Annotated in this window: 23 protein-coding genes; 4 read left to right on the top strand and 19 right to left on the bottom strand. The window is 65.5% G+C overall.

All coding sequences use genetic code 11. From position 1 onward, the window contains the following. Nucleotides 1-20: 20 nt before the first annotated feature. The 3 genes from VRZ08_RS10845 to VRZ08_RS10835 all read right to left on the bottom strand — a co-directional run bounded on the left by VRZ08_RS10845 (nt 21) and on the right by VRZ08_RS10835 (nt 4489). On the bottom strand, nt 21-926 hold the full coding sequence (locus tag VRZ08_RS10845; RefSeq protein ID WP_414532538.1) for a universal stress protein: 906 nt from the start codon (nt 924-926) through the stop codon (nt 21-23). Nucleotides 927-1016: 90 nt separating this feature from the next. Continuing rightward, on the bottom strand, nt 1017-3761 hold the full coding sequence (locus VRZ08_RS10840) for a cation-transporting P-type ATPase (RefSeq protein WP_414532537.1): 2745 nt from the start codon (nt 3759-3761) through the stop codon (nt 1017-1019). Between the two features lie 257 nt (nt 3762-4018). Next, nucleotides 4019-4489, bottom strand: a complete 471-nt coding sequence (locus tag VRZ08_RS10835; protein WP_414532536.1) for a hypothetical protein — start codon at nt 4487-4489, stop codon at nt 4019-4021. A 131-nt stretch (nt 4490-4620) separates the two neighbouring features. On the opposite strand from VRZ08_RS10835, the gene cobS reads away from it, so the two are divergent. Continuing rightward, nucleotides 4621-5418 carry an adenosylcobinamide-GDP ribazoletransferase gene (gene cobS / locus VRZ08_RS10830; RefSeq protein ID WP_164572161.1) on the top strand — a complete coding sequence of 266 codons (798 nt, stop codon included), beginning with the start codon at nt 4621-4623 and terminating at the stop codon, nt 5416-5418. A gap of 115 nt (nt 5419-5533) precedes the next feature. Here cobS and VRZ08_RS10825 read toward each other — a convergent pair whose 3' ends face one another. From VRZ08_RS10825 to urtA, 7 genes are all read right to left on the bottom strand, one after another. Beyond that, complete coding sequence (locus tag VRZ08_RS10825; RefSeq protein ID WP_011156820.1) at nt 5534-5878, bottom strand: FmdB family zinc ribbon protein; 345 nt, start codon at nt 5876-5878, stop codon at nt 5534-5536. A 230-nt stretch (nt 5879-6108) separates the two neighbouring features. Further along, nucleotides 6109-7338 carry a formamidase gene (fmdA, locus tag VRZ08_RS10820; RefSeq protein WP_107343401.1) on the bottom strand — a complete coding sequence of 410 codons (1230 nt, stop codon included), beginning with the start codon at nt 7336-7338 and terminating at the stop codon, nt 6109-6111. 36 nt (nt 7339-7374) lie between these two features. Continuing rightward, nucleotides 7375-8064 (bottom strand): urea ABC transporter ATP-binding subunit UrtE, encoded by a 690-nt coding sequence (gene urtE / locus VRZ08_RS10815; protein ID WP_011156818.1) that lies wholly within the window; start codon nt 8062-8064, stop codon nt 7375-7377. 144 nt (nt 8065-8208) lie between these two features. Further along, the gene (urtD, locus tag VRZ08_RS10810) at nt 8209-8964 is read right to left on the bottom strand and encodes an urea ABC transporter ATP-binding protein UrtD (RefSeq protein ID WP_414532535.1); all 756 of its coding nucleotides are present in this window, start codon (nt 8962-8964) and stop codon (nt 8209-8211) included. Between the two features lie 10 nt (nt 8965-8974). After that, nucleotides 8975-10126 (bottom strand): urea ABC transporter permease subunit UrtC, encoded by a 1152-nt coding sequence (gene urtC, locus VRZ08_RS10805; protein WP_107343400.1) that lies wholly within the window; start codon nt 10124-10126, stop codon nt 8975-8977. 14 nt (nt 10127-10140) lie between these two features. Next, the gene (urtB, locus tag VRZ08_RS10800; protein ID WP_107343399.1) at nt 10141-11067 is read right to left on the bottom strand and encodes an urea ABC transporter permease subunit UrtB; all 927 of its coding nucleotides are present in this window, start codon (nt 11065-11067) and stop codon (nt 10141-10143) included. A 171-nt stretch (nt 11068-11238) separates the two neighbouring features. Continuing rightward, nucleotides 11239-12501 (bottom strand): urea ABC transporter substrate-binding protein, encoded by a 1263-nt coding sequence (gene urtA, locus VRZ08_RS10795; protein WP_011156814.1) that lies wholly within the window; start codon nt 12499-12501, stop codon nt 11239-11241. Between the two features lie 256 nt (nt 12502-12757). On the opposite strand from urtA, the gene VRZ08_RS10790 reads away from it, so the two are divergent. Together VRZ08_RS10790 and VRZ08_RS10785 are read left to right on the top strand one after the other, a co-directional pair. Continuing rightward, nucleotides 12758-16126 (top strand): ATP-binding protein, encoded by a 3369-nt coding sequence (locus VRZ08_RS10790; protein ID WP_414532553.1) that lies wholly within the window; start codon nt 12758-12760, stop codon nt 16124-16126. Continuing rightward, nucleotides 16116-17042, top strand: coding sequence for a response regulator transcription factor (locus VRZ08_RS10785; RefSeq protein WP_107354584.1), 927 nt, complete (start codon nt 16116-16118; stop codon nt 17040-17042). Before VRZ08_RS10790 ends, VRZ08_RS10785 begins: the two co-directional genes overlap by 11 nt. Here the strand turns inward: VRZ08_RS10785 and VRZ08_RS10780 are convergent. The 6 genes from VRZ08_RS10780 to VRZ08_RS10755 form a co-directional block, all read right to left on the bottom strand. Further along, nucleotides 17039-17893, bottom strand: a complete 855-nt coding sequence (locus VRZ08_RS10780) for a YihY/virulence factor BrkB family protein (RefSeq protein ID WP_414532534.1) — start codon at nt 17891-17893, stop codon at nt 17039-17041. The two genes, VRZ08_RS10785 and VRZ08_RS10780, sit on opposite strands and share 4 nt — an antisense overlap. 137 nt (nt 17894-18030) lie before the next feature. Continuing rightward, complete coding sequence (locus VRZ08_RS10775) at nt 18031-18189, bottom strand: hypothetical protein (RefSeq protein ID WP_159059317.1); 159 nt, start codon at nt 18187-18189, stop codon at nt 18031-18033. 5 nt (nt 18190-18194) lie between these two features. Continuing rightward, the gene (locus tag VRZ08_RS10770; protein WP_414532533.1) at nt 18195-18908 is read right to left on the bottom strand and encodes a hypothetical protein; all 714 of its coding nucleotides are present in this window, start codon (nt 18906-18908) and stop codon (nt 18195-18197) included. After that, nucleotides 18905-19300 (bottom strand): phage holin family protein, encoded by a 396-nt coding sequence (locus VRZ08_RS10765; protein WP_414532532.1) that lies wholly within the window; start codon nt 19298-19300, stop codon nt 18905-18907. Before VRZ08_RS10765 ends, VRZ08_RS10770 begins: the two co-directional genes overlap by 4 nt. Further along, nucleotides 19284-19892, bottom strand: coding sequence for a hypothetical protein (locus tag VRZ08_RS10760; RefSeq protein ID WP_107343394.1), 609 nt, complete (start codon nt 19890-19892; stop codon nt 19284-19286). Before VRZ08_RS10760 ends, VRZ08_RS10765 begins: the two co-directional genes overlap by 17 nt. A gap of 15 nt (nt 19893-19907) precedes the next feature. Beyond that, the gene (locus VRZ08_RS10755) at nt 19908-21095 is read right to left on the bottom strand and encodes a hypothetical protein (RefSeq protein ID WP_414532531.1); all 1188 of its coding nucleotides are present in this window, start codon (nt 21093-21095) and stop codon (nt 19908-19910) included. Between the two features lie 325 nt (nt 21096-21420). On the opposite strand from VRZ08_RS10755, the gene VRZ08_RS10750 reads away from it, so the two are divergent. Further along, nucleotides 21421-22929, top strand: coding sequence for an AMP-binding protein (locus tag VRZ08_RS10750; RefSeq protein WP_414532530.1), 1509 nt, complete (start codon nt 21421-21423; stop codon nt 22927-22929). Between the two features lie 19 nt (nt 22930-22948). Here the strand turns inward: VRZ08_RS10750 and VRZ08_RS10745 are convergent, their stop codons facing one another. From VRZ08_RS10745 to exbB, 3 genes are read right to left on the bottom strand one after another with little or no spacing between them, the layout of a single operon-like run. Next, a complete protein-coding gene (locus VRZ08_RS10745; RefSeq protein ID WP_414532529.1) occupies nt 22949-23821 on the bottom strand; it encodes a TonB family protein in 873 nt (290 codons plus the stop codon). After that, on the bottom strand, nt 23818-24255 hold the full coding sequence (exbD, locus tag VRZ08_RS10740; protein WP_414532528.1) for a TonB system transport protein ExbD: 438 nt from the start codon (nt 24253-24255) through the stop codon (nt 23818-23820). The genes VRZ08_RS10745 and exbD overlap by 4 nt, the downstream gene beginning before the upstream one ends. Nucleotides 24256-24259: 4 nt before the next feature. Next, the gene (exbB, locus tag VRZ08_RS10735; RefSeq protein WP_414532527.1) at nt 24260-25060 is read right to left on the bottom strand and encodes a tonB-system energizer ExbB; all 801 of its coding nucleotides are present in this window, start codon (nt 25058-25060) and stop codon (nt 24260-24262) included. Nucleotides 25061-25119 lie beyond the last annotated feature (59 nt).

The following is a 25119-nucleotide window of genomic DNA, read 5'->3' as shown; positions in this document are numbered from 1 at the left end:
GGCCGGCAAGCCGGCTTGGCTCAGCTCGCAGCGTCGCGCACAGGTACCACCAGGATGTCGCGCTGCAGGCGGCGCAAGACCTCTTCGGTCACGCTGCTGAGCAATAGCCGCACTGCACCACGCCGCGCATGGGTGCCGATCACCACCAGATCCGGCCGCAGTTCGGCGGCGGCTTCGATGATATCGGTGGCGGGGCCCGCGCCCTCCTTGACCACGGTCGAGTAGTCGACATCGTCGAGCTGCAGCGGCTCGAGGAAGCGCACCAGATCACGCACCGCATCGGTGCGAGTGTCGACGAGATAATCGTCGAGGCTGGTCTTATCGACACCAGCGTAATTCAGCATGCCGGCGGCCGCGGCGTCGTAGACGTGCATCACGATCAGCTTGGTTCGCTGCAGCAGACCGAGCCGTCGCGCGGTCTCCAGCGCCTGAGCCGAGCAATCGGTCAGGTCGACCGGCGCAAGGCTCTTGGCATATGGCAGCGCCGGGTCGAGATTGGCCATCAGCACCGGCACGGTGCTGTTGCGGATCACCCGTTCGGCCGTGGTGCCGGCGAAGATGTCGCGCAGGAAGGCGCGGCGGTGGCTGCCGACGACACACAAATCCGCACCATACTGGTGAGCGGCACGGACGATGGCGTCGAACGGCGTGCCGAGCAGCACCAGCGGCGTGCATTCGAGGCCAGCGAGATACGTGTGTTCGCGGATCGCGTCGGCGAGTGCTGACTCGGCGAGTTCGACCTCGACGGCGACGATGTGCTCGGGCTGATCGTCATCGACCACATGAGCGATCACCAGCCGCGCGCCGCTCTGCCGGGCGAGAGCTGCGGCGCGGCGCACCGCACGATCGGAGCGTGCCGAGAAATCCGTGGCAGCGAGCACCACTTTCAGGCTGAACATCATATCGGGACGGGGCAGTTCGTTCATGATGAACCTCGTCGTTACTAAGGGCCGCGTGACCACACGCGATGGAAGCGGCGCGACGGCTTAGCGCCGTGCGCGCCGCGATGAAGCCGGTTACGGCTCGAGACTGCGCAGCGCGCCGATCCGGCGCATCACCCATTTCTCGAGTTCGAGCACGATCATCAGCACCACGCCGGCGCCGATCACCACGGCGCCGTCGACCAGGGAGATCGGCGTGGTGGCGAACAGGCTGTGCATGAAGGGCGCGTAGGTGAAGGCGATCTGCGCGGCGATCACCACCACCAGCGCGGCCAGCACCGGCATGGTGCCGAGCGCACCGCGCAGCGAGATCGAGCTGGTGTGCAGATAGCGGACGTTGAACAGGTAGAAGATCTCGAACACCACCAGCACGTTCACCACCATGGTCCGGGCGGTGTCGAGCGACAGGCCCTTGCCGAGCGCGAAGAAGAAGATCGCCAGCGCGCCGACCGTGAACAGGAACGAGACGAAGAAGATCCGCCACACCAGGAAGCGTGACAGTAGCGGCGCGTGCGCTGGCCGCGGCGGCCGCTTCATCACGCCCGGCTCCGGCGGCTCGAACGCCAGCACCAGGCCGAGGGTGACGGTGAGGATCAGGTTGATCCACAGGATCTGCACCGGCGTCATCGGCATGGTGAAGCCGAACAGAATCGCGACGATGACGGTGAGGACCTCGCCGCCATTGGTCGGGATCGTCCAGGCGATCACCTTGCGGATGTTGTCGTAAACGGTGCGGCCTTCCTGCACCGCGGCGACGATCGAGACGAAGTTGTCGTCGAGCAGCACCACCTGCGAGGCTTCCTTGGCGGTCTCGGTGCCCTTGTGGCCCATCGAGATGCCGACATCGGCCTGCTTCAGCGCCGGCGCGTCGTTCACGCCGTCGCCGGTCATCGCCACCACCGCGCCGGTCGATTGCAGCGCCTGGACGATGCGCAGCTTGTGCTCCGGATTGGTGCGGGCGAACACGTCGGTGCGACGCGCCAGTTCGACGAAGCCGGAATCCGGGGTGCGATCGAGATCGGCCCCTGTAACGACGTCGGGATGGTCGGTCAGATTGAGTTGCCGCGCGATCGCTTCTGCGGTCGCGGCGTGGTCGCCGGTGATCATCTTCACCACGATGCCGGCGGAGCGGCATTCGGCGATCGCCTGGATCACTTCGTCGCGCGGCGGATCGATGAATCCGATCAGCCCCATGAATGCCAGCCCTTCGTCGAGATCGGCAAAGCCGAGCTGATCCGACGGCCGCGCCGGCGAACGCAGCGCGAAGCCGAGAACGCGCTCGCCTTCCGCCGCGGCACGCGCGATCTGCGCGGTCCAGAATTCCTGATCGATCGGATGCAACGCCCCGCCGGGGCCGACTTGCGTTGCGCACATCGCCAGCAGCCGCTCCGGCGCACCCTTCACGAAGATCACCTGCGCGCCGGAATCGGTGGCGTGGCGGGTCGCCATGAAGCGATGCTGTGCGTCGAACGGAATTTCGTCGGAGCGCTTCCACGCCGTTCGTTCGCTGTCGGGATCGAGCCCCGCCTTGATCGCAAGCGCGACCAGCGCACCTTCCATCGGATCGCCATCGACGACGTGATGGCCATCGACGTGACGGAGTTGCGCATCGTTGCACAGCAGCGCCGAGCGAACGAGCTGCGTCGCCGACGCCACTGCTTCGGGGTTGTCCTTGCCGTCGACGGTGAGATCACCCTTCGGCACATAGCCGGAGCCGCTGACAAGGATAGTGTGATCGGCGGTGACGATCCGGCGCGCGGTCATCTCGTTGCGTGTCAGCGTGCCGGTCTTGTCGGAGCAGATCACCGAGGTGGCACCGAGGGTTTCCACCGCGGGCAGGCGGCGGATGATGGCGTTGCGCTTGGCCATCCGCTGCACGCCGATCGCCAGCGTGATGGTGATCACTGCGGGCAGGCCTTCCGGCACAACGCCGACCGCGAGCGCCACCACGGCGATCAGCGCATCGGCCCAGGCATAGTCACGCACCAGCGTGGCGAAGGCGAAGATCGCCGCCGCCGCCGAGATCGCCACCCAGGTGAAACGCTCGCCGAACTTGTTGATCTGGGCGAGCAGCGGGGTCGCCAATTGCTCGACGCCCTGGATCATGGTGCTGATGCGGCCGATCTCGGTGCGCGCGCCGGTCGCGACCACGACGCCGAAGCCCTGCCCGGCCGACACCAGCGTGCCGGAGAATGCCATGCACAGCCGGTCGCCGAGCGGCGCATCCACCGCCGCGGGCTGGTCGTGCTTTTCCGAGGCCACCGACTCGCCGGTCAGCATCGCCTCGTCGATCAGCAGGCCCCGGGCGCGGGTGAGGCGCAGATCCGCCGGCACGCGGTCACCGGCCTCGATCATCACCACATCGCCGGGCACCAGCTCTTCAGCCGGCACCACAACGCGGTGGCCGTCGCGCCAGGCATGCGCACGCGGCGAGATCATCTTCTTGATCGCGGCCAGTGCCTTCTCGGCCTTGTCTTCCTGGATGTAACCAACGATCGCGTTGATCGTCACCACAGCAACGATCACCGCGGCATCGATCTGGTGGCCGAGGAACCCCGCCGCGACCGCGGCCGCGAGCAGGAAGTAGATCAGCGTGTTGTTGAACTGCGACAGAAACCGCAGGATCGCCGAGCGGCGCGGCGGCTCCGGCAGCGCGTTGGGTCCGTAGCTCTGCAGCCGGCGTTTGGCCTCGTCGGTGCTGAGGCCGCCGCGGTTGGTGGCGAGACCGGTGAGGACGCGATCGGCATCGATCGCGTGCCACATCTCGTCGGAGGCCTGATCGTTCGGGCCCTTGATGTCGGCTTGCAGCAGTTCGGTCATGGTGGGGATCTCGACGTCTTCGGCTCGACAGAAACGCTGCGGCCCGGAGTCGGAACGCCTCCCTTGAAGATGCGTCCATGGCCTCGGCTCCGTCCGGTCCCAAAGACGGGATCGGCCGCGCAGCGCGATGTGCGGAATCGGGAAAATGCCGGACGGCGTCGCCGCTGCGATCAGGAAAGGAAAGGCTCAGCGCCTCGCGCCGTCAGACGACGGCTCGCTCGATCGGACTTGGCGACACACGGAATCGCGGCGTGGGACTAAGCGGCTATCGGCGGCCGCAGCTGCGGCGGCTCGCTGCGATCGAGCATCGGCTCGGCCAGCGGCAGATGCACGCGGGTGGTCTGATCGCAGCCGATGGTTCTAAACGACACCGGGCTCAGCGCATTGGCGCTGTCGGTGGTCATGATTTCCGGATCGTCGCTGAGATTGAGCGGCGGCACCGGCGGCGGCGTCTTGACGAAGACAAGCTCCGGTCGCGGCGCCTCGTGGGCGAAGGCGGCCGAGACGTTGCCAAGAACGAGCACAACGAAAGCGCAGACGCAGATCGCCGCCTTGAGCCACAGGCGCAATGCAGCGGACGTCGGCCGGCCGTCGCTGTATCGTTCAAACTGCATCGTCAGGAAGCGTACCCCATCTGGATCAGGAGTGACAAAGGTTAGCTGCCGGCGATTGGCCGTCACATTGACCTCTATCAAGGGGTTAGCCGTTTGGATGCGGCGGGTGGTCACAGCCGGCAGAAGGTCGCGGCGACTTTAGCAAGGTACTGAGGCACCGCGCACCAGCCTGTCGACGGCGTGCGCGGGCGCTTGACCGTAGCGGCTCGGGCGCGCAGTACGGCGGCTTCCGCAAAGGCAGATTCATGACCGACTCCCCTCAGATTTCGCGGCCAACGCCGACGCTGGCGCAATTGCTCGACGCCGTGCGCTTCCTGACCATTCTGCCGGTGCCGAGCGCCGACCGCGCGCCGGAGCCGGACTGGCTGATGCGGGCGATGACATTCTTTCCTGTGGTCGGAGTCGGCATCGGCGTGGTGTCGGCGGCGGCGATGATCGTCGGCACCTCGCTGTTTGGGCCGACACTCGGGGCCCTCCTGGCGGTGACCGCCTCGATCGCGCTGACCGGCGCCTTTCACGAGGACGGCCTCGCCGACACTTTCGACGCGTTCGGCGGCGGCTGGACGGTCGAACGCCGGCTGGAGATCATGAAGGACAGCCGGATCGGCACCTACGGCGCGCTCGCGCTCGGCATCGGTGTCGCTTTGCGGGTCGCGGCGCTGTCGTTGCTGCCGCTGTGGGCGGCCCTGGCCGCGCTGGTCGCCTGTCATGCGGCATCGCGCGGCGCCTCGTGCCTGGTCGCGCACCGGATGAATTACGCCGGCAATACCGCGGCGATGAAGGCGAGCTACGCCGACACCACACTGCGCAAGGACGAACTGGTGCTTGGCGGGATCGCGGTCGCGCTGGGCGCGCTGCCGTTGCTGCTGGTGTCGCCGATCGCGGTGGTGATCGGACTTGCCGCAGGCAGCGTCCTTGCCGCCGCCATGGCCGGCTGGGCCAAGCGGCTGATCGGCGGCTACACCGGCGACGTGCTCGGCGCCAGCGAGCAACTGTTCGAGATCGGCTTTCTGCTTGGCGTCGCGGCCGTCATTGCCGGATAGGTCGGTCTTTCAGGTTCACGCGTCATGCGAGGAGTAAAGCGAACGAAATAATCCCGAAGCTCGGTGGACCCGACTCCTGGATTGCTTCGCTTCACTCGCAATGACGGGACCGTAATCAGTGACTGATCATCCACGGCCGCGCGGTGGGGAAGCCCTTGGCGCCGCTCTTGGTGCGGGTCTGCAGCCGGGCCGGCTTCTTGATCCCCGAACAGCAACTGCAGCCCGGCGCGTGCTTAGCTTTGTATTCGCCGACCGTCATCGGTGCGTTGCGGCTCTTCTCGTTGGTGGCGTGTGCATTGCGCTGCGACGCCGGCATGCAGGAGAAGTTTGGCGCCGTGAGGATCACCCGCGGCGACGAGGTCTCACAGGTCGGGCAGAGCTGCGGATCGTCGCATTCGGCCATCGGCCGCAGATCGGTGAACGGGCCGCAGGCGTCGCACATGTATTCATAAACAGGCATCGTCGTTTCCCTTGCGCTGACGATTTGTTCGACCTGTGCGATGGGAGCGGGCGGAAAGACGCCCCGTCCCGCTCCCCGTCGCGCAGGGAAGTCTGTGAGCCTCGGCCGTACCCCTGCGTCATTGCGAGCGAAGCGAAGCAATCCAGTGCCTTGCACTGAGCTCATGGATTGCTTCGTCGGCTGCGCCTCCTCGCAATGACGTCAGGGGTGATCGGCCTGACTCGGAGTTCTTACTTATCCGGCGAGATCGGCATCTGGACGTCGCCCTTGATCGCCTTCACCGGACCGGCCGAGGTCGGCATCATGTCGAAGTCGAAGATCTCGGTCGGCAGCCATAGCGTGGCGCAGGCGTTGGGGACGTCGACGACGCCCGAGATGTGGCCCTGCACCGGAGCGGTGCCGAGGATCGAGTACGCCTGGGCGCCGGAGTAGCCGAACTTCTTCAGATACTCGATCGCATTGAGACAGGCCTGCCGATACGCCACGGTGACGTCGAGGTAGTGCTGCTGGCCCTGCTCGTCGACCGAGATGCCTTCGAAGATCAGATAGTCCTTGTAGTTCGGCGTCACCGGCGACGGCTTGAAGATCGGGTTCTTGATGCCGTACTTCGAGACGCCGTCCTTGATGATGTCGACCTTGATATGCAGCCAGCCGGCCATCTCGATCGCACCGCAGAAGGTGATCTCGCCGTCGCCCTGGCTGAAGTGCAGATCGCCCATCGAAAGACCGCCACCCGGCACATAGACCGGGAAGTAGATCTTTGAACCGCGCGACAGATCCTTGATGTCGCAGTTGCCGCCGTGTTCGCGCGGCGGCACGGTACGGGCGCCTTCGGCCGCAGCCTTGGCCTTGTCGTCACCCTTGAGCTTGCCCATGTGGGCGGTCGGCCCGAACGGCGGATTGGCGAGGCCAGGCACGCGGGTCGGGTTGGTGGCGATCAGCGCGGTCTCACGCTCATTCCACGCCGACAGCAGCTTCGGATCGGGCAAGCAGCCGATCAGGCCGGGATGGATCAGGCCGGCGAAGTTCACGCCGGGGATGTGGCGCGAAGAGGTGTACATGCCCTTGAAGTCCCAGATCGACTTCTGCGCCAGCGGGAAGTGGTCGGTGAGGAAGCCGCCGCCGTTCTGCTTGGAGAAAAAGCCGTTGAAGCCCCACATGCTCTCGGCCTTCGGGCCGATGTCGAGCAGGTCGACGACCAGGAGGTCGCCGGGCTCGGCGCCCTTGACGCCGATCGGGCCTGACAGGAAGTGCACGATCGACAGGTCGATGTCGCGAACGTCGTCGGCCGAGTCGTTGTTCTTGATGAAACCGCCGGTCCAATCATAGGTCTCGACGATGAAGTCGTCGCCCGGATTGACCCACGCGGCCATCGGAATGTCCGGATGCCAACGGTTGTGGACCATCTCGTTGTCGTATGCGGACTGCGTGAGATCGACCTTAATCAATGTCTCTGGCATCGGAAGCTCCCCTTGTTACCAGTGGACGTGTGAAAACTAGACGGACAGATATTTCGCGACCTGCGCCTCATCGACGCTGGCGCGCGGCTCATCGCGAACGATTTCGCCGTTTTCGATCACCAGCACCCGATCAGCGACGTCGAGCGCAAAACTCAGCACCTGTTCGGAGACGATGATCGAAAGACCTCGGCTGTCGCGGATGCGCTTCAAGGTGCGCGCCATCTCGCGAATGATCGACGGCTGGATGCCCTCGGTCGGCTCGTCGAGCAGCAGCACCTTCGGCTTGGTGGCGAGCGCGCGCGCGATCGCAAGTTGCTGCTGCTGGCCGCCGGACAGGTTGCCGCCGCGCCGCCCCTTCATTTCGAGCAGCACCGGGAACAGCTCGTAGATGTCCGCCGGCACTTCGCTGTCGCCGGAGGCCGCAAGCCCGGTTTCGATGTTCTCCTTCACCGTCATGGTGGAGAAGATCATCCGCCCCTGCGGCACGTAAGCGAGCCCCTTGGCCACGCGCTCGTAGCTCTTCAAACCACCGAGCTCGATGCCGTTCATCGCGATCGAGCCCTTGCGCTGCGGGATGATCCCCATCAGCGACTTCATCAGCGTGGTCTTGCCCATGCCGTTGCGGCCCATGATCGCGACGATCTCATTCGGCGCGACATCGATATTGAGCCCGTGCAACACCTCGCTCTGGCCATAGGCGACGTGCAGATCGTTGATAGCGAGCATCGGGATCTCCTCTAATTGGCCGGAGCAACAAAGAACGGCATTGCGAGGAGCGAAGCGACGAAGCAATCCAGCGCAGTGCACGGAGCTGGATTGCTTCGCTTCGCTCGCCATGACGGGGGAGAGGCGGTGCGCATCAGCAACCTCCTAGTGGCCGAGATAGACTTCAATGACCTTCGGGTCGTTCTTCACCGTGTCCATCGAGCCTTCAGACAGGATCTGGCCCTGGTGCAGCACGGTAACCTTGTGGGCGATGTCTTCGACGAACTTCATGTCGTGCTCGATCACCAGCACCGAGCGGTCCCTGATGATGGTGTGGAGCAGCTCGGCGGTCTTGACACGCTCGGACACGCTCATGCCGGCGACCGGCTCGTCGAGCATCAACAGGTCGGGGTCCTGGATCAGCAGCATGCCGATCTCGAGCCACTGCTTCTGGCCGTGGCTGAGCAGATCGGCGCTCATGCCCAGCTTGTCCTTCAGGAAGATCGCTTCGGCGACCTCCTCGACGCGCTCGCGAACAGCCGCGGTGCGTTTGAACGCCAGCGCGCCGAACACCGAGCGGCCCTGCGGATAAGAGATCTCCAGATTTTCAAACACCGTGAGGTCTTCGTAGATCGACGGCGTCTGGAATTTGCGGCCGACACCGGCCTGGACGATCTCGTTCTCCTTCATCTTGGTGAGATCCTTGCCGCGGAAGTGGATCGCACCGGAGGTCGCTTTGGTCTTGCCGCAGATCAGATCCAGCACAGTGGTCTTGCCGGCGCCGTTGGGGCCGATGATCACACGGATCTCGTTCTCCTCGACGTAGAAGGAGAGATCGTTGACCGCCTTGAAGCCGTCGAACGAAACCGTGAGCCCTTCCACGGCGAGCAGGAATTCAGGCGGTTGATGGCCGATCAGCATGGTGTCCTCCTCATTCCGCCGGGGCGCCGTCGGCCACCCGGCCGAACGACTTGCCGCCGGTAGGATCCGAACCGGGCTTTCGCTTAGAGATCAGCTTGCCGAACAGCGGCTGGACGTAATCGCGCCAGATGCCGGCAAGACCATTCGGGAAGATCAGCACCACCGTGATGAACAAGGCGCCGAGACCGAACAGCCAGAGCTGCGGGAAGGATTCCGAGAGCGAGGTCTTGGCGAAGTTGACCACCAGCGTTCCGTAGATCGCGCCGAAGATCGACAGCCGTCCGCCGACGGCGGTGTAGATCACCATCTCAATCGACGGCACGATGCCGACGAACGAAGGCGACATGAAACCGACGTTGAGGGTGAACATCGCGCCGCCGACCGCCGCGAACATCGCCGCGAGGCAGAACGCGAAGATCTTGAAGTTGGCGACGCTGTAGCCGGAGAACCGAACCCGGTCCTCCTTCTCGCGCATCGCCACCAGGATGCGGCCGAGCTTGGAGTGACGCACGAACAGAGCCAGCAGGATTGCGCCGAACAGGAACGCGACTTCGACGAAGTACAGCACCACCTTGGCGTGATCCGGACGGATGTCCCAGCCCTTCAGCGTGCGCAGGTCGGTGATGCCGTTGATGCCGCCGGTGTAGCCCTGCTGGCCGATGATCAGGATGGTCATGATCGCGGCGATCGCCTGGGTGATGATGGCGAAATACACGCCGCCGACCCGGCGCTTGAACATCGCCGCGCCGATCAAGAAAGCGAACACCGCGGGCACCACCAGGATGGCAATCACCGTGACGGTGAGGCTATGGAACGGCTGCCAGAACCACGGCAGATGCGTGATCTGGTTCCAGTCCATGAAGTCCGGGATGCCCGGCGTCGACTGGATCTTGGTGTTCTCGACGCTGGATGCTTCCAGCTTGAGATACATCGCCATGCAGTAGCCGCCGAGGCCGAAGAACACGCCCTGGCCAAGGCTGAGAATGCCGCCGAAGCCCCAGCACAGCACCAGGCCGATCGCCACGAAGGCGTAGGTCAGATACTTGGCGACCAAGTTGAGGCGGAAGACGTCCAGCGACAGCGGCAGGATCACCACCAGGAGCACGGCGAGGACGGCGAGACCGAGCAGATCGGCACGACTGAGAAAGCGCGGGCTTTCCATGACGGAGGCTCCTGTTACTTGCGGACCTTGAGGGCGAACAGACCTTGCGGCCGCACCATCAAGATCGCGACGATGGCGAGCAGCGTCAGCACCTTGGCCATCGAGCCGGACATGAAGAACTCCATGGTCGACTGCGCCTGGGAGATGCTGAAAGCCGAAGCGATGGTGCCGAACAGACTGGCGGCGCCGCCGAACACCACGACCAGGAAGGTGTCGACGATGTAGAGCTGGCCCGAGGTCGGCCCGGTCGAACCGATCATGGTGAAAGCACTGCCCGCGATGCCGGCGATGCCGCAGCCGAGGCCGAAGGTGAAGCGGTCGACCCGCTCGGTGTTGATGCCGACGGCGCCGGCCATCACGCGGTTTTGCACCACGGCGCGAACCTGGCGGCCCCAGCGCGACCAGAACAGCACATAGAAAACCGCGACGGTGATCAGCGCGGTCAGCGCCATCACAAACATGCCGTTGATCGGAATCTCGATTGAATCGGTGACCTGCTTGGAGCCGAGCATCCACTGCGGCAGCTCGACGCCGACTTCGCGCGCGCCGAAGATCGAGCGGTAGGCCTGCTGCAGGATCAGCGACAGACCCCAGGTCGCCAGCAGGGTGTCGAGCGGACGCTTATAGAGATGGCGGATCAGCGCCCACTCCACCAACATGCCGAGCGAGCCCGAGGCGATGAACGCCAGGATCATCGCGATGAAGAAGTATCCGGAGAACAGCGACGGCAAATAGGCTTGGAAGAAGTTCGACGTCATCCAGGTGACGTAGGCGCCCAGGATCATGAACTCGCCGTGGGCCATGTTGATGACGCCCATCTGGCCGAAGATGATCGCGAGGCCGAGGGCCATCAGCACGTAGACGGAAAACAGAATGAGCCCCGCGAAGCCCTGCATCGCGAAGATCGCGCCGAGATCGCCAATCGAGTATTCGCCGAACATGAGGCTGCCCCTGGATGGAATGGATCTGAACTCGGTGGTCGTCGGTGGCGCCCCTCCCCGCTTTCGGCGTCATCGCCGGGCTCGACCCGGCGATCCATCTTCTGCGAAGGAGATGGATGCGCGGGTCGAGCCCGCGCATGACGCGGAGTGCGTGGGAGCGTTCGCCGACGCTTACTGGTAGCCCTTCGGGAACGGATCGGGTTCGACCAGGTCGGCGGTTTCGTAGATCAGCTCGTACTGACCGTCCGCCTTGGCGCGACCGACGCGGGTCTTCGACCACAGATGGTGGTTCTCGTGGATCCGGACGTAACCTTCCGGCGCGCCCTTGAACTCGACACCCGGCGAGGCCGCGGCAACCTTGTCGATGTCGAACGAGCCGGCCTTCTCCACCGTCAATTTCCACAGCCACGGGCCGAGATAGGCAGCCTGGGTGACGTCTCCGATCACCGTCTTCGGACCCCACATCTTGTGGAATTCCTCGACGAATTTCTTGTTGTTCGGGTTGTCGAGCGACTGGAAGTACTTCATGCAGGCGTAGGCGCCAGCGATGTTTTCGCCGCCGATGCCGTCGATTTCGTCCTCGGTCACCGAGATTGTCAGCAGCGTCTGCTTCGACAGATCGATGCCGGCCGCCTTGAGCTGCTTGTAGAACGCGACGTTCGAACCGCCGACGATGATCGCGTAGATCACGTCCGGCTTGGTCAGCTTGATCTTGTTGATCACCGAGTTGAACTGGGTGTGGCCGAGCGGGAAGTACTCTTCGCCGACGACCTTGCAGCCCTGCAGATGGTTCTCGATGTGCTTGCGCGCGATCTTGTTCGAGGTGCGCGGCCAGATGTAGTCGGAGCCGAGCAGGTAGAAGCTCTTGGCGCCCTTGGTCTTGTTGACCCAATCGAGGCCGGCGATGATCTGCTGGGTGGCTTCCTGGCCGGTGTAGATGACGTTCTTGGACTGCTCGAGGCCTTCATAGAAGGTCGGGTAGTACAGCATGCCGTTGTACTGCTCGAACACCGGCAGCACCGCCTTGCGCGAGGCCGAGGTCCAGCAGCCCATCACCGCGGCGCACTTGTCGTTGACCAGGAGCTTCTTGGCCTTTTCGGCGAAGGTCGGCCAGTCGGAGGCGCCGTCTTCCTGGATGTACTTGATCTTGCGGCCGAGCACGCCGCCCGCGGCGTTGATCTGTTCGATCGCCAGCTTCTCGGCTTGCACCGAGCCGGTCTCGGAGATCGCCATGGTGCCGGTCACCGAATGCAGGATGCCGACCGTGACCTCAGTATCCGTCACCGCGAGTCCGGTCGTATTGACCGCAGAAGTTGCAGGCGCCTGCGCGAACGACGTCCGCGGCAACATCGTGAGGGCGGGAATTGCCGCCATCCCCATCAACAGTTTACGCCGGAGCGGCGAATTCAGGCCCGTCTTGTTTTCGTCTGACATTAACTACCCCTTCGTGGTTCGTGGGACGCGAGTGCAGTCGGGGAAACGATCGACGAATTCGGCGGCTGGACCGATACGCAAGATCACGTATGTTGCATCGCAAGATCGCGACGTAGGTTTTTCACGCGGCGGGATCTCGGGTCGCGGTGCCGTAACAACGAGCTCGAGGCTGACAAATTACGCGCGCCGTGACGGCAAAACCGGCAACGTCGCCGGCGGATCGGCGCTAGTGTCGAGCAAAGATGAGGAGAAGCGCGTGGCGGGGCGGCAGCGCATAGATCGCGTTCGGCGCCAGTACAATCAGTGGGTCGCCAACCAGACCCTCGAAGACTACGCGCTTCGCTTTACGGCCAAGAGTTCGCGCCGGTGGTCGGCAGCCCGCGTCGCCAACACGGCGCTCGGCGCGATTTCGTTCCTGGCGCTGGAAGCGATCGGCGGCACCATCACGCTGAACTATGGCGTCACCAACGCCACCGCGGCGATCCTGGTGGTCAGCGTGATCATCTTCTGCTGCGGCCTGCCGATCGCGTACCACGCGGCCAAAGGCGGCGTCGATATCGACCTGCTGACCCGAGGCGCCGGCTTCGGCTACATCGGCTCGACCGTCACGTCGCTGATCTATGCCTCGTTCACCTTCCTGTTCTTCGCGATCGAGGCGGTGATCCTCGCCAACGCGCTGGAACTGTGCTTCGGCCTGCCGCTGCCGATCGGCTACTTCTTCAGCGCGGTGGTGATCATCCCGGTGGTGACTTATGGCATCACGCTGATCAGCCGGTTCCAGCTTTGGACCCAGCCGTTCTGGATTCTGCTGCACATCCTCCCATTCGCCGCGATCGCAGTGAAGAGCCCGGAGTCGTTCGCCGCCTGGACACGCTTTGCCGGCGAGCAAGGCAGCCCGGATGGCAAGCTTGATCTGCTGCTGTTCGGCACCGCGGCTTCGGTCGTGTTCGCACTGGTGGCGCAGATCGGCGAACAGGTCGACTTCCTGCGCTTCCTGCCCCGGGATCGCCGGGCTTCGCGGGGCGCCTGGTGGGTGGCGATGATCAGCGCCGGCCCGGGCTGGATCGTGCCAGGCGCGCTGAAGCTGCTGGCCGGATCATTCCTGGCCTATTTCGCGCTCAGCCGCGGCGCGCCGCCGGATCAGGCAGCCGAGCCGGCGCACATGTATCTCGAGGCGTTCCGCACTGTGCTGGAGCAGCCCGGCCTGGTGCTGGCGCTGACCGGCGCGTTCGTGATCCTGTCGCAGATCAAGATCAACGTCACCAACGCCTATGCGGGTTCGATCGCCTGGTCGAACTTCTTTTCGCGGCTGACCCACAGCCATCCCGGCCGCGTCGTCTGGCTGGTGTTCAACGTGCTGGTGGCGCTGCTCTTGATGGAGATCGGCGTCTATAAGGCTCTGGAGCACACGCTCGCGCTCTACTCCAACGTCGCGATCGCCTGGGTCGGCGCCCTGGTGTCCGATCTGGTCGTTAACCGGCCGCTCGGACTGCGGCCGAAGCACATGGAGTTCAAGCGCGCACACCTCTACGACATCAATCCGGTCGGCGTCGGCTCAATGACGATCGCGACCGTGGTGTCGATCAGCGCGTTCTATGGCGTGTTCGGCCCGACCGCGAAGGCGCTGGCGCCGTTCGTGGCGCTGGTGGTCGCGTTCGTCACCGCGCCGATGATCGCCTTCGTCACCGGCGGCCGGTTCTATATCGCGCGCAAGCCGAAGCGGGCCTGGCAGGGCGTCGAGTCGATCAAGTGCTGTATCTGCGAGCACTCGTTCGAAGCCGAAGATATGGCATCCTGCCCGGCCTATGCGGGGCCGATCTGCTCGCTGTGCTGCTCGCTCGATGCCCGCTGCCATGACCTGTGCAAGCCGCACGCACGGATCGACGCGCAGTTCACCGATGCGCTCGGCAAGATGCTGCCGCAGCGGGCCTACGCGCTGCTGAACTCGCAGGTCGGACACTATCTGACCGTGTTCGCCGTCTCGATCGGGCTGATCGGGCTGTCGCTGTTCCTGATCTATCTACAGGTCGCGACCGCCAACGAAACGCAGCAGATCGAGCTCGCCGAGATTCTGTGGAAGCTGTTCTTCGCGCTCACCATCATCGTCGGCGTGGTGAGCTGGCTGTTCGTGCTGGCGCGGCTGAGCCGACAGGCGGCCGAGGCCGAGACGCGGCGACAGACCCAGCTGCTGATGCAGGAGATCGACGCTCACCGCCAGACCGACGCAGAGCTGCAGCGCGCCAAGGAAGCGGCCGAGTCCGCCAACCTCGCCAAGAGCCGCTACGTCGTCGGCCTCAGCCACGAGCTGCGGTCGCCGCTCAACGCCATCAGCGGCTACGCGCAGCTCTTGGAACAGGACAACACCCTCCCGCCGCGGCCGCGAGACCAGATCCGGCTGATGCGGCGCAGCGCCGATCATCTGTCGGGGCTGATCGACGGCCTGCTCGATATCTCGAAAATCGAGGCAGGCCGGCTGTATCTATCGCGCGACGAGGTGCGGTTCGGCGAATTCCTCGATCAGCTCGTCGGCATGTTCCGGCTGCAGGCCGCCGCCAAGGACATCGAGTTCGTGTTCAAACGACCGCAATATCTGCCGCCGATGGTCTATGCCGACGAGAAGCGGCTGCGGCAGGTGCTGATCAACCTGCTGTCGAACGCCATCAAGTTTACTCAGGAAGGTAGCGTCCACTTCATCGTGCACTATCGCAACCCGGTGGCTGAACTCGAAGTGCGGGACACCGGCCCAGGCATTCATGCGGATGATCTGGAGCGCATCTTCGCGCCGTTCGAGCGCGGCGCGCTCGGTGCCGCGCAGCCCCACACCGGCACCGGCCTCGGCCTCACCATCAGCAAGCTGCTCGCCGGCGTGATGGGCGGCGACCTTACTGTCACCTCGACGCCTGGCAAAGGATCGACCTTCCGGGTCAAGCTGCTGCTGTCCGAGGTCACCAATCCGACCCGCACCCGCTCGATCCGCGCCCCGGTGCTCGGCTATCACGGCGCCCGCAAAACCATCCTGGTAACCGACGACGATCCGGCGCAGCGCGGCCTGCTGCAGGACACGCTGGCGCCGCTCGGCTTCATCGTGCTGGTGGCGACCGACGGTTATTCCTGTATCGACCTCGCCGAGCACTGCCAGCCCGACCTCTTCCTGCTCGACATCTCGATGCCCGGGATGGACGGCTGGACCGTGGCCGAAACGCTGCGAACCCACGGCCATCATAACGCGCGCATTCTGATGCTGTCCGCGAGTGCGCTGGAGGCGCACGGCACGCTGCTGTCGCAGCCGTTTCACGACGCCTATCTGATGAAGCCGGTCGACATTCCGCGACTACTCGAACTGATCGGCCAGTTGCTCAAGATCGACTGGATCTACAAGGGCGAAGCGAGCGCCGCGGCACAGAATGCCACCGAGATTCAACATCCGCCGATGCAGCACGTCGAGGAATTGATCGAGCTCGGCAAGATCGGCTACATCCGCGGAATCGAATCCAAGCTCGATCAGATCCACACCGATTATCCGGAGACTTGGGCGTTCGTGTCGCAGATGCGAACGATGGTCGAGCAGTTCGACCTCGATTCTTACATGAAGACGCTGAACACGCTGTATCGCCATGAACAATGATTTGAAAAAGCGCGATATCGCCCTGGTCGTCGACGACTCTCCCGAGACGCTGCGGATGCTGACCGACGCGCTCGACGGCGCCGGCATGACCGTGATGGTCGCGCTCGACGGCGCCGCGGCGATGCGGATCGTCGAACAGATTACGCCGGACATCATTCTGCTCGACGCGGTGATGCCCGGCATGGACGGCTTCGAGACCTGCCGAAGGCTGAAGCGCAGTCCCGGTCTGTCCGACGTGCCGGTGATCTTCATGACCGGACTGTCGGAGTCCGAGCACATCGTCCGTGGCCTGGAAGCCGGCGGCGTCGATTACGTCACCAAGCCGATCGCAATCGTCGAGATGCTGGCGCGGATCCGCGTGCATCTGAACAACGCCCGCGTCAGCCAGAGCGCCCGCGCAGCGCTGGATGTTTCAGGACGTTTCCTGCTCGCGGTCGATCGGCTCGGCAAGGTGCTGTGGGCGACGCCGCAGGCCCAGAAACTGCTCGCCGCCGACGGCGCGCCAGAGGATGGCTTGCGCCTCGATCTGCCGAAGCCGTGGCTCGAATGGCTGGAGCAGGTACACACCGGCCTCGCCCAGCCGAAGATGCCGATGAAATCCTCGATGCTGCGCAATGACGAGCTGCGGCTGCAATATATGGGCAAGCTCGGGCCCAACGAATTCCTGCTTCGGCTGGGCCGCGACACCGCGACCGAAGCGCCGGCTCAGTTCTCGGCGGAGTTCGGCCTCACCAGCCGGGAAAGCGAAGTGTTGGCGTGGCTGAGCAAGGGCAAGACCAACCGCGACATCGCGCAGATCCTGGGGCTCAGTCCGCGCACTGTCGACAAGCACCTCGAGCAGATCTACGCCAAGCTCGGCGTCGAAAACCGCACCGCCGCGGCGGCGATCGCCACCAATGCGAGCCGCCGAGACTAGCTGTTTGGCTCGGTGCGTCCGAGCCGGCCTGCGCGGGCTTCGATCTCGGCATTGAGTTCACCGCCGGCCAGCACGACGATCGCGGTCATCCACATCCAGATCATCAGGCCGATCGCGGCGCCGAGTGAGCCATAGGTCGCGTTGTAGTCGGCGAAATTGGCCAAGTAGTAGGACAGCGCGGCCGAACCGGCGAGCCAGCTCAGCGTCGCGACTGCGCTGCCCGGCACCACCCAGCGCCACGGCGGCGCCGCGCGGTCAGCCGCGGTGCGATACAACAAAGCGAGGCCACCGAAGGTCAACGCCGCCAGCACCGGCCAGCGCCCGACATCGACCACCACCGCAACCAGGCTGCCGAGCCCGATCCGCGCCAGCACGATCGGCGCCGCGATCACGAGGCCAATGGCTGCCAGCACCGCGCCAAGCGCGCCGAGCGTGAACAGCAGCGAGAACCCATTGAGCTTGAAGAAGCCGCGCTGCTCGTCGACGTCATACACTGCATTCAGCGCGTCGATGATCGCCTTGACGCCGCCGTTGGCGCTCCATAGCGCCAGCGACAGGCTGACCAGGAAGGCGAATCCGAGCTTAGTCTGGCCGTTAGCCAGCACCCGTCCGACCTGATCCTCGATCACCGAGTAGGTGCCGGCGGGGACGATCGCGGCGAGCTGCGCGAGGTGGCCTCGGATCGTCCCCCCGTCGGTGAACAGCGCGTAGGACGACACCAGCGCGGTGATGGCGGGAAACAGCGCAAGCAGCCAGTAGAACACCACTCCGGCGGCGACCAGCGGCAGCCGGTCATCGCCGATCCGCCGGTAAGTGCCGAGCGCGATCGGCTTCCACTCGGCGCGCAGCACCTGCCATGGGGAGGTGAAGTCAAGACGCGGCTCTGCCGGGGCGCTCCTAGGAGTCGCGCGCCACCGTCGGCGCACAGCGAGGCTCGGCTCCGCGTTCATGTCGGATGCTTCAGGATGAGACTTGGAGTGAACTTGGATTAGTGCGTATTGGACTCTTGCCAACGCTCCAGATCCGGCTTGTCTGGCGGGTTCTGGTCATCGACTTGCGAGCTTTGCCCCGGCTTTTTCCAAGGCTCGCGCGTGCCGCTCTTCATTGCGTCGCCGGGGCGATCGTCAGGCGCCTTGTCGTCGGCCATCGCCATCACTCCAGCCGGACGTTGTCTTCAGCGGCTTCGGCGACGCGCTTGGCCTTCTCGCCGACTTCGCGAACCGCTGCCATCGCGGCTTCCGGCGTCAGGCCCTGGCGGCGGGCTTCTTCCGCGGCCGCACCGGCGACATCACGCGCCATTTCGCTGGCTCGTGCAGCCTGCTGCCGCGCGTAGTCGCGCGCCTGCGCCATCACTTCATCGCTGGTGTCACCGAACAGTTCACGCTCGGTCTCAGTCGCCGGCAACGATGCGGCGATGCCCGCGCCAATCGCAACACCGATCGCGCCAAGCAGCAGCGGCTGTTCGTTGAACAGGTCGCCGAGTGTGCTCTTGGCGCTGTCGAACAGATCGGCGCCGGTCTCAGGAATCGCACGTCCAAACTCGGCCGCCCGATCGAACGCCTCCGCCCCGCGTTCCCGCGCCATCCGTGCCGTCTCAGTGGCGACACTCGCTGCGCTGTCGCGCACATCCGACAGTTTTTCCCCCACATCGGCAAAGCGTTCGCCGACGCGGCCCATTGCGTCCGAAGCGACGTCGGGCACGCGGTCGAGGCCGGTGCGGCGCACGATCCGCTCGGCGCTGGCCTTGGCGCGGTCGCCGGTGAACAGCCACAGCAGCCCCATGCCAATCAGTGCGGTCGAGACGGGGTTGCGGCGCATTGCATCGCCAAGATCGCTGATCAAAGGCAAGCCATCCTTCTTGGTCATCGGATCATCTCCCCGGCCGCTTCCTTGTCGCGTTGCAATTGCTCGATGGTCATTTGAGGTTTCAACGTTTCGGGCGACAACCGGTTGGCGCCGAAGCCGATCAGCGCCGCCGCGATGCCGGTGGTGCAGCCGCCGACGATCAGATACGCGACCGAGCTGGAAAAACCGTGCTCGACCAGCGCCGCGGCAGCGGCCATCAACAACACTACCAACCCCGGAATCAAGATCACGGCGCCGGCGCCGATCATGGCGGCGGCGCGGCCGACTTGGCCAAGCTTGTCGGACATTTCCGCCCGCGCCAGCTCGAACTCGTTGCTGATAAGCTTGGCGAACTGCGTGAAAGCGTCGCCGAACAGGTCCGGAATCGAACGGTTGTTATTCGGCGCGGTCATCATCGAAGCTCCGGTTGGGCTCGGCATCGACGACGCGGCTGTCACGTCCGCCGCTCGAGCTCTTCAGGAAGCGGACCGCGCCGAAGCCGGCAAGCACCGCCAGACCGAGAAACACAGTCGGCTGCCGGCGGGCAAAATCCTGCACCCCATGGATCAGGTCCGACAGATCGCCGCGCTGCACCGTGTCGGAGATGTCTTCGACCTTGGAGGCTGCCTTACGCATGTACACGCCGGCGATCGGCAGATCGTTGTCGAACTCGCGCGAGGCGCGGCGGATGGCATCCGCGATATTCGCGACATAGTCGGCGCCGGCCTGTTTCTCCTCGTATGCGCGACGCTTGAGCGATTCGCCGGCTTCGGCTGCAAAGTCGCGCGCGGTCTCGGCAAACTCCTCGGCCTTAGCGCGAGCGGCTTCCGCAGACTCGCTGGCGAGACCCACGATCCGCTCCTTCAGATCCCGCTCCGGCTCGCCGCCGCTTCCCATTTCTCCGGCCATGTCCTGCGGATCCTTCTTTGCTGATTTCGGCGGCTGCTGGCGACCGCCATTGGCGTTGCCAGTCGAGCCAGGAGTTTTGACGATCTGCTCAGCCATGTCCGATGTCTCCGATCAATGTTTGTTCTGCGAGGGCGACGGCGCTTCGAACGATGCAGCGGCCGCCTCGGCAACCTTGCGAACGCGCTGGCCGAGATCGCGAACATTCTCGGTGATGTCCTCGCCGGTCAATCCTTGCTGTTCGGCTTCCCGCGCGGCGCCTTCATAGGCGGCCCGGCCCTTCTCCATACCGCGCGTCATCGCATCCTTGGCGCGCTCGCCAACCTGCCGACCGACACGCTTGCCGCCGGCGCGGACACGCGGGAATGCGCTGGCGATGAGCCCGCCGATCAGTAGCCCGGCGCCAGCCACCAGCAGCGGATGGTCTGTCAGCGTCTGCTTTGCGGTCTTGGTCGCCCGGTTGCTGAAATCGGTCGCCTGGTCGCGCAGCCGCGCCGCCGCATCCATGCCGGCGTCGCGGGTGTCGTGCAGGGTCTCGCGCATCTTTGTTGCCGCATCGCCGGCGCGCTCGCGGACCTGCTCGGCAGCATCGCGCACGGTATCGGCGACGACACTGGCGAGCCCAGCGCCGCGTGCGGCGAGCTGATCAGCCTCCCCGGCAAATGCCTCACCAGCCGCGGTGGCGCGGCGGCGCAGATCGTCGCCGCTATGCGCGATGCTGCGGCTGAGATCATCGCCCTTGTGTTTGAGATCGGCGGCTGTCGCGGTAGCAGCCTGGCGGAATTGTTCGGCCCGGGTGGTCACCACATCGCTCGCGGCATCGATCGCACCGGCAGCGTATTCGCGCGCCGCAACGGCAGTGTCCGCGGCATCGGCGGAGAATTCGCGGGCCCGGCGTTCGAGGTCACCAGCCAGATCGCGCGCCTTGTCGGATGCGCGCTGCGTCAGCTCGGTGCCGGAACGGGTACCGGCGAGATACAGTCCAGCGCCAATCATCAGCACCGGCGCCGGGATCGCACGCGCCACCTTCCACAACGGATAGGCCAGCGTGGCGCCGACCGCGACCGCCTGCACCGGATTGTTGCGGATCGAGTCGCGAACGTTGTCGGCGATCTCTTCGCCGCGCGACTTGATGTAGCTGCCGACCTCGGCCTTGATGGCCGCGGGCGAATACTTCTCGCGCACCTCGTTGGCGGTGTCCGCGACGCTGGCGCGCAGCTGGCCCACGGTCTCGGTCAGGCCGGCCCGGGCGCGCTCGGTGTCGCGGCGAATCTCTTCCAGGCTGCGTGTGTCGTTGGCCATGAGATGCCTCCAATCCTTGTCTCGCGTCCCCAACTCGGGCGGGTCGGCTATGTTCCTTGCCGTCAATCCATTCATACAAATGGGGATTCGGGAACAACAGCGGAAGCGGCCCGGCACCTGCAAGTCCGAGATTCAGCGGTCAGCCGCCGCCCGATGCGGTGTTTAGCGGTAGCGAGGTCGGGGTAAGGTGGAGGACGCGCGATCATGCTTTCCGCCACCTGACGATGTTCGCTACAAAGCGAGGCGCGAACGGCCGGCGAACCGGCGGCGCAGCAATCCGGACCCGCCGCACACCTTTGGCCGCGGGGCGCATAGGGGGGACACGATGGCGCTTCACGACTTCACGCTGGCCGACGTCTATCGCCGCAACGCGGCGCTGTTTCCGGAGCGCACGGCCTTCGTCGTCGACGGCGTCCGCCTCAGCCACCGCGACTATCTGGCGCGGGCCGAGCGGCTGGCCAGCGGGCTGCTGCGCGACGGCGTGCAGCCCGGCGACCGCGTGGCGATCTTGTCACAGAACTGCATCGAGATGGTCGAACTGATCGGCGCGGTGGCGCTCATCGGCGCGATCCTGCTGCCGGTGAACTATCGATTGAATGCCGACGAGATCGCGTTCGTGCTCGGCGACGGCGCGCCCAGCGTGGTGGTGGCCGGCACCGATTATCGCGACATCGTTGCCGGGGTGCTGCCGTCGCTCGGCGGCGTCAAGAAGGCCTACGCGATCGGCGACGCCGGCGGGCCGTTCACGTCGTTCAAGGATCTTGCCTCGGACGCGCCGCTCAACGCGCCGGAGTTCGGCGCCGCCGACGGCTTCGTCATCATCCACACCGCTGCGGTCGGCGGCCGGCCGCGCGGCGCGTTGATCTCGCAAGGCAATCTCCTGATCGCGCAAAGCTCGTTGGTCGACGCCTGGCGACTGAGCGAAGCCGACGTCAATCTCGGCATGCTGCCGCTGTTTCATGTCACCGGGCTCGGCCTGATGCTGACGCTGCAACAGGCCGGCGGCGCGAGCGTGATCGCGGCGAAGTTCGACCCGGCGCAAACGGCGCGCGACATCGAAACTCACAAGGTGACAGTGATGGCCGAGTTCGCCCCGATGCTCGGCAACATTCTCGATCAGGCGCAGCCGGGGCAGCTCGCCAGCCTGCGCGCGGTGACCGGGCTCGACACACCGGAGACGATCGAACGGTTCGAAGCCACATGCCCCAACGCGACGTTCTGGGCCACGTTCGGCCAGTCCGAAACCTCTGGCCTGTCAACGTTCGCGCCATATCGCGACCGGCCGAAATCCGCCGGGCGGCCGCTGTTCTGGCGCACCGTCGCAGTGGTCGACGCCGAGGACCGGCCGCTGCCGCCGGGCGAAGTCGGCGAGATCGTGCTGCGTGGCCCGACGGTGTTCAAAGGCTATTGGAATAACGCGGCCGCCACCCAGCACGCGTTCCGCAACGGCTGGCATCACACCGGCGACATGGGCCGGTTCGATGCCGACGGTTACTTGTTCTACGCCGGCCGTGCTCCCGAGAAGGAGCTGATCAAGACCGGTGGCGAGAACGTCTATCCGGCCGAGGTCGAAGGCGCGCTGAAGCAGCATCCGGCGATCGCCGAGGCGGTGGTGATCGGCGTGCCCGATCCGCAATGGAGCGAAGCCATCAAGGCGGTGTGTGTCTGCAAGCCGGGTGAGAGCATCACCGCCGATGCCCTCGCGGAATTCGTCGCCTCGCTGATCGCACGCTACAAGAAGCCGAAGCACGTGGTTTTCGTCGAAGCACTGCCGAAGGACGCCAAGGGGGCTGTCGATCGGGCCGCGGTGAAGGCGGCGCACGGGCAAGCGTGACGCCGGCCGGCGCGCTCACTCACTGCAGCGAGAATCGCACCGGAACGGTGAAGCTCAGCGACGACTGGGTGATCTCGCTCGGAAACGGCGGCAGCGGCTGGGCGCGGCGGATCATCGCCATGGTTTCGGCATCGAGCGCCGAAAAGCCGGAGGTGCGGGCGAGCCGGCTGCCGAGCACCTGTCCGCCGCGGCCGACGGTGAACGACAGCATCGCCGTGCCCTGCTCGCGCGCCGCTCGCGACGCGGTCGGATATTGCTTGTAACGGGCGAGATGCGCAGCCAGCCGGTCGCGATACGACGGCAGTGCCGCGGCGGCAGCAGCCTGCCCGGCGTTCGCCGCGGCAGCGAGCGCCGCCTGACGCTCGGCCTTCGGCGCCGCAGTGGTGCGCGGCGCCGGCGGATGCACATGCGGCTTGGCCTTGGCCTCGTCGCGCTTGGTATCATCGCGCTTCGCCCGTTCGCGCCTGACCTCCTCACGCTTCGGCTTTGCGTCGTCGCGCCGGGCAGGTTCGACCGCAGCGGGCGGCTGCGGCAGCACGACCTCCGATTGCGGCAACACCGGCGCGGGGGGGGCAGGCTGTTGCGCCGCGAATTGCTGCGGCGCTTCGGGTGCCGGTGCCGGAGGCGGCTGTTTGGCCTCGTCCTGTGGCTTCGGCGCTTCCTGCATCTCGGGTCCCGGCGCGAGATCCTGCGGCTGCAGCGTGGGCGCCGCGGAGCTCGGCGCCATGTCGACCAGGATCGCCGGCATCACCACGCCAGGCGACGGCGACTGCTGATACCAGGCAACCGCTGCGGCGATCAGACCGAAATGTGCCATGACGATCGCGGTCGCCGACAGCAGCCATTGGCTGCGGCCGCGGCCGGGCGTCTCGTGCAGCACGTAGTCGTTCATGGCTGATCCCGGCCGTCGAGTCCGACCAGCGCGACCTTGAGATAGCCGGCGTCGCGCAGCAGGTTCATCACCGCCATCAGCTCGCCGTAAGCCACCGCCTTGTCGGCACGCACGAAGATCCGCTCGTCCTTATTGCCGTTCGTCGCGCTCTGCAGCGCGGAGGACAGCGCGTCACGCGCCACGATCGTCTCCCCGACCGCGAGCGTCAGATCCGGTTGCACCGACAGATACACCGGCTTGTCCGGGCGCGGCTGCGGCGCTGCGGTCGAGGCCGGTAGATCGACGCCGATATCGACGGTGGCGAGCGGTGCGGCGACCATGAAGATGATCAGCAGCACCAGCATCACATCGATGAACGGCGTGACGTTGATCTCGTGCGCGATCTCGAGGTCGTCCTCCGCCGCGAGTCGTCGTCCGCCGAGCCGCACGCCCATCGCCTCACCCTGCCCGCATCTGCCGCGCCGAGCGGCCGCGATCGCGGCTGACCAGCAGCAGCACCTGCGCCGACGCATCGCCGAGCAGCGCCCGATACGCCGCAATGGCACGGACGAGGTAGTTGTAGATCACCACCGCCGGCACTGCGGCGACAAGGCCGAGCGCGGTGGCAAGCAGCGCCTCGGCAATGCCCGGCGCCACCACCGCCAGATTGGTGGTGTGCGCTTCGGAGATGCCGATGAAGGCATTCATGATGCCCCACACCGTGCCGAACAGGCCGACGAACGGCGCCACCGCGCCGATGGTGGCGAGAATGCCGGTGCCGCCGGCGATCTTGCGCGCCATCGCCGCCTCGACGCGCTCCAGCCGCAGCGCGACCCGGTCCTTGAAGTCGGCATCAAAGGTCCAGCCCGATAGGCTGCCTTCGCGCGCGGCGGTCTGAATCAGTTGCGAGACCGCGTCGTGCGCGCCCTCGCTGCTGCGGCCGAGTTCGGCCAGAGTCGTATCGGTTTCGAGTTTGGCAAGGCCGTCGCGGGCGCGTGCGGTTTCGCGCCGCAGCTCGACGGTCTTCGACAGCCACACCGTCCAGGTCGCCAGCGACGCCAGCGCCAGGCCGGCCATCACCACCTTCACGACGATGTCGGCGTTTTTGAACATGCCCCACGGCGACAGGTCGTGCGGCAGGCTGGCGATGTCGGCGGCGGCATGCGCGGCGCTGCCGAGCAGCAGCGCGGCCACGGCGCCGAGCGCGCCGGCACGGACGAGATTGCGGATCATCGGCGGGACGCGAAACGGCGGCATCATCCACTTTCGACAGGCAAAGACGTTCGGCGCGGGGCCGCGAGCTATCGCATGGATCGCCG

Origin of the sequence: Rhodopseudomonas sp. G2_2311, from assembly GCF_047501505.1 — a bacterium.
Classification (GTDB): Bacteria; Pseudomonadota; Alphaproteobacteria; order Rhizobiales; family Xanthobacteraceae; genus Rhodopseudomonas; species Rhodopseudomonas palustris_H.
The sequence above is the reverse complement of the archived record's forward strand: the minus strand, read 5'-3'. Positions and strand labels throughout refer to the sequence as shown.

Excerpts from the sequence above, each read along its gene's own strand:
- VRZ08_RS10760 (WP_107343394.1), bottom strand. The coding sequence starts at position 19,892 with ATGGCTGAGCAGATCGTCAAAACTCCTGGCTCGACTGGCAACGCCAAT.
- urtB (WP_107343399.1), bottom strand. The coding sequence starts at position 11,067 with ATGTTCGGCGAATACTCGATTGGCGATCTCGGCGCGATCTTCGCGATG.
- VRZ08_RS10745 (WP_414532529.1), bottom strand. The coding sequence starts at position 23,821 with ATGAACGACTACGTGCTGCACGAGACGCCCGGCCGCGGCCGCAGCCAA.
- VRZ08_RS10840 (WP_414532537.1), bottom strand. The coding sequence starts at position 3,761 with ATGACCGAACTGCTGCAAGCCGACATCAAGGGCCCGAACGATCAGGCC.
- VRZ08_RS10755 (WP_414532531.1), bottom strand. The coding sequence starts at position 21,095 with ATGGCCAACGACACACGCAGCCTGGAAGAGATTCGCCGCGACACCGAG.
- VRZ08_RS10770 (WP_414532533.1), bottom strand. The coding sequence starts at position 18,908 with ATGACCAAGAAGGATGGCTTGCCTTTGATCAGCGATCTTGGCGATGCA.
- VRZ08_RS10750 (WP_414532530.1), top strand. The coding sequence starts at position 21,421 with ATGGCGCTTCACGACTTCACGCTGGCCGACGTCTATCGCCGCAACGCG.
- VRZ08_RS10785 (WP_107354584.1), top strand. The coding sequence starts at position 16,116 with ATGAACAATGATTTGAAAAAGCGCGATATCGCCCTGGTCGTCGACGAC.
- urtC (WP_107343400.1), bottom strand. The coding sequence starts at position 10,126 with ATGGAAAGCCCGCGCTTTCTCAGTCGTGCCGATCTGCTCGGTCTCGCC.
- fmdA (WP_107343401.1), bottom strand. The coding sequence starts at position 7,338 with ATGCCAGAGACATTGATTAAGGTCGATCTCACGCAGTCCGCATACGAC.
- urtA (WP_011156814.1), bottom strand. The coding sequence starts at position 12,501 with ATGTCAGACGAAAACAAGACGGGCCTGAATTCGCCGCTCCGGCGTAAA.
- urtE (WP_011156818.1), bottom strand. The coding sequence starts at position 8,064 with ATGCTCGCTATCAACGATCTGCACGTCGCCTATGGCCAGAGCGAGGTG.
- urtD (WP_414532535.1), bottom strand. The coding sequence starts at position 8,964 with ATGCTGATCGGCCATCAACCGCCTGAATTCCTGCTCGCCGTGGAAGGG.
- VRZ08_RS10825 (WP_011156820.1), bottom strand. The coding sequence starts at position 5,878 with ATGCCTGTTTATGAATACATGTGCGACGCCTGCGGCCCGTTCACCGAT.
- exbB (WP_414532527.1), bottom strand. The coding sequence starts at position 25,060 with ATGATGCCGCCGTTTCGCGTCCCGCCGATGATCCGCAATCTCGTCCGT.
- VRZ08_RS10775 (WP_159059317.1), bottom strand. The coding sequence starts at position 18,189 with ATGGCCGACGACAAGGCGCCTGACGATCGCCCCGGCGACGCAATGAAG.
- exbD (WP_414532528.1), bottom strand. The coding sequence starts at position 24,255 with ATGGGCGTGCGGCTCGGCGGACGACGACTCGCGGCGGAGGACGACCTC.
- VRZ08_RS10845 (WP_414532538.1), bottom strand. The coding sequence starts at position 926 with ATGAACGAACTGCCCCGTCCCGATATGATGTTCAGCCTGAAAGTGGTG.
- cobS (WP_164572161.1), top strand. The coding sequence starts at position 4,621 with ATGACCGACTCCCCTCAGATTTCGCGGCCAACGCCGACGCTGGCGCAA.
- VRZ08_RS10765 (WP_414532532.1), bottom strand. The coding sequence starts at position 19,300 with ATGACCGCGCCGAATAACAACCGTTCGATTCCGGACCTGTTCGGCGAC.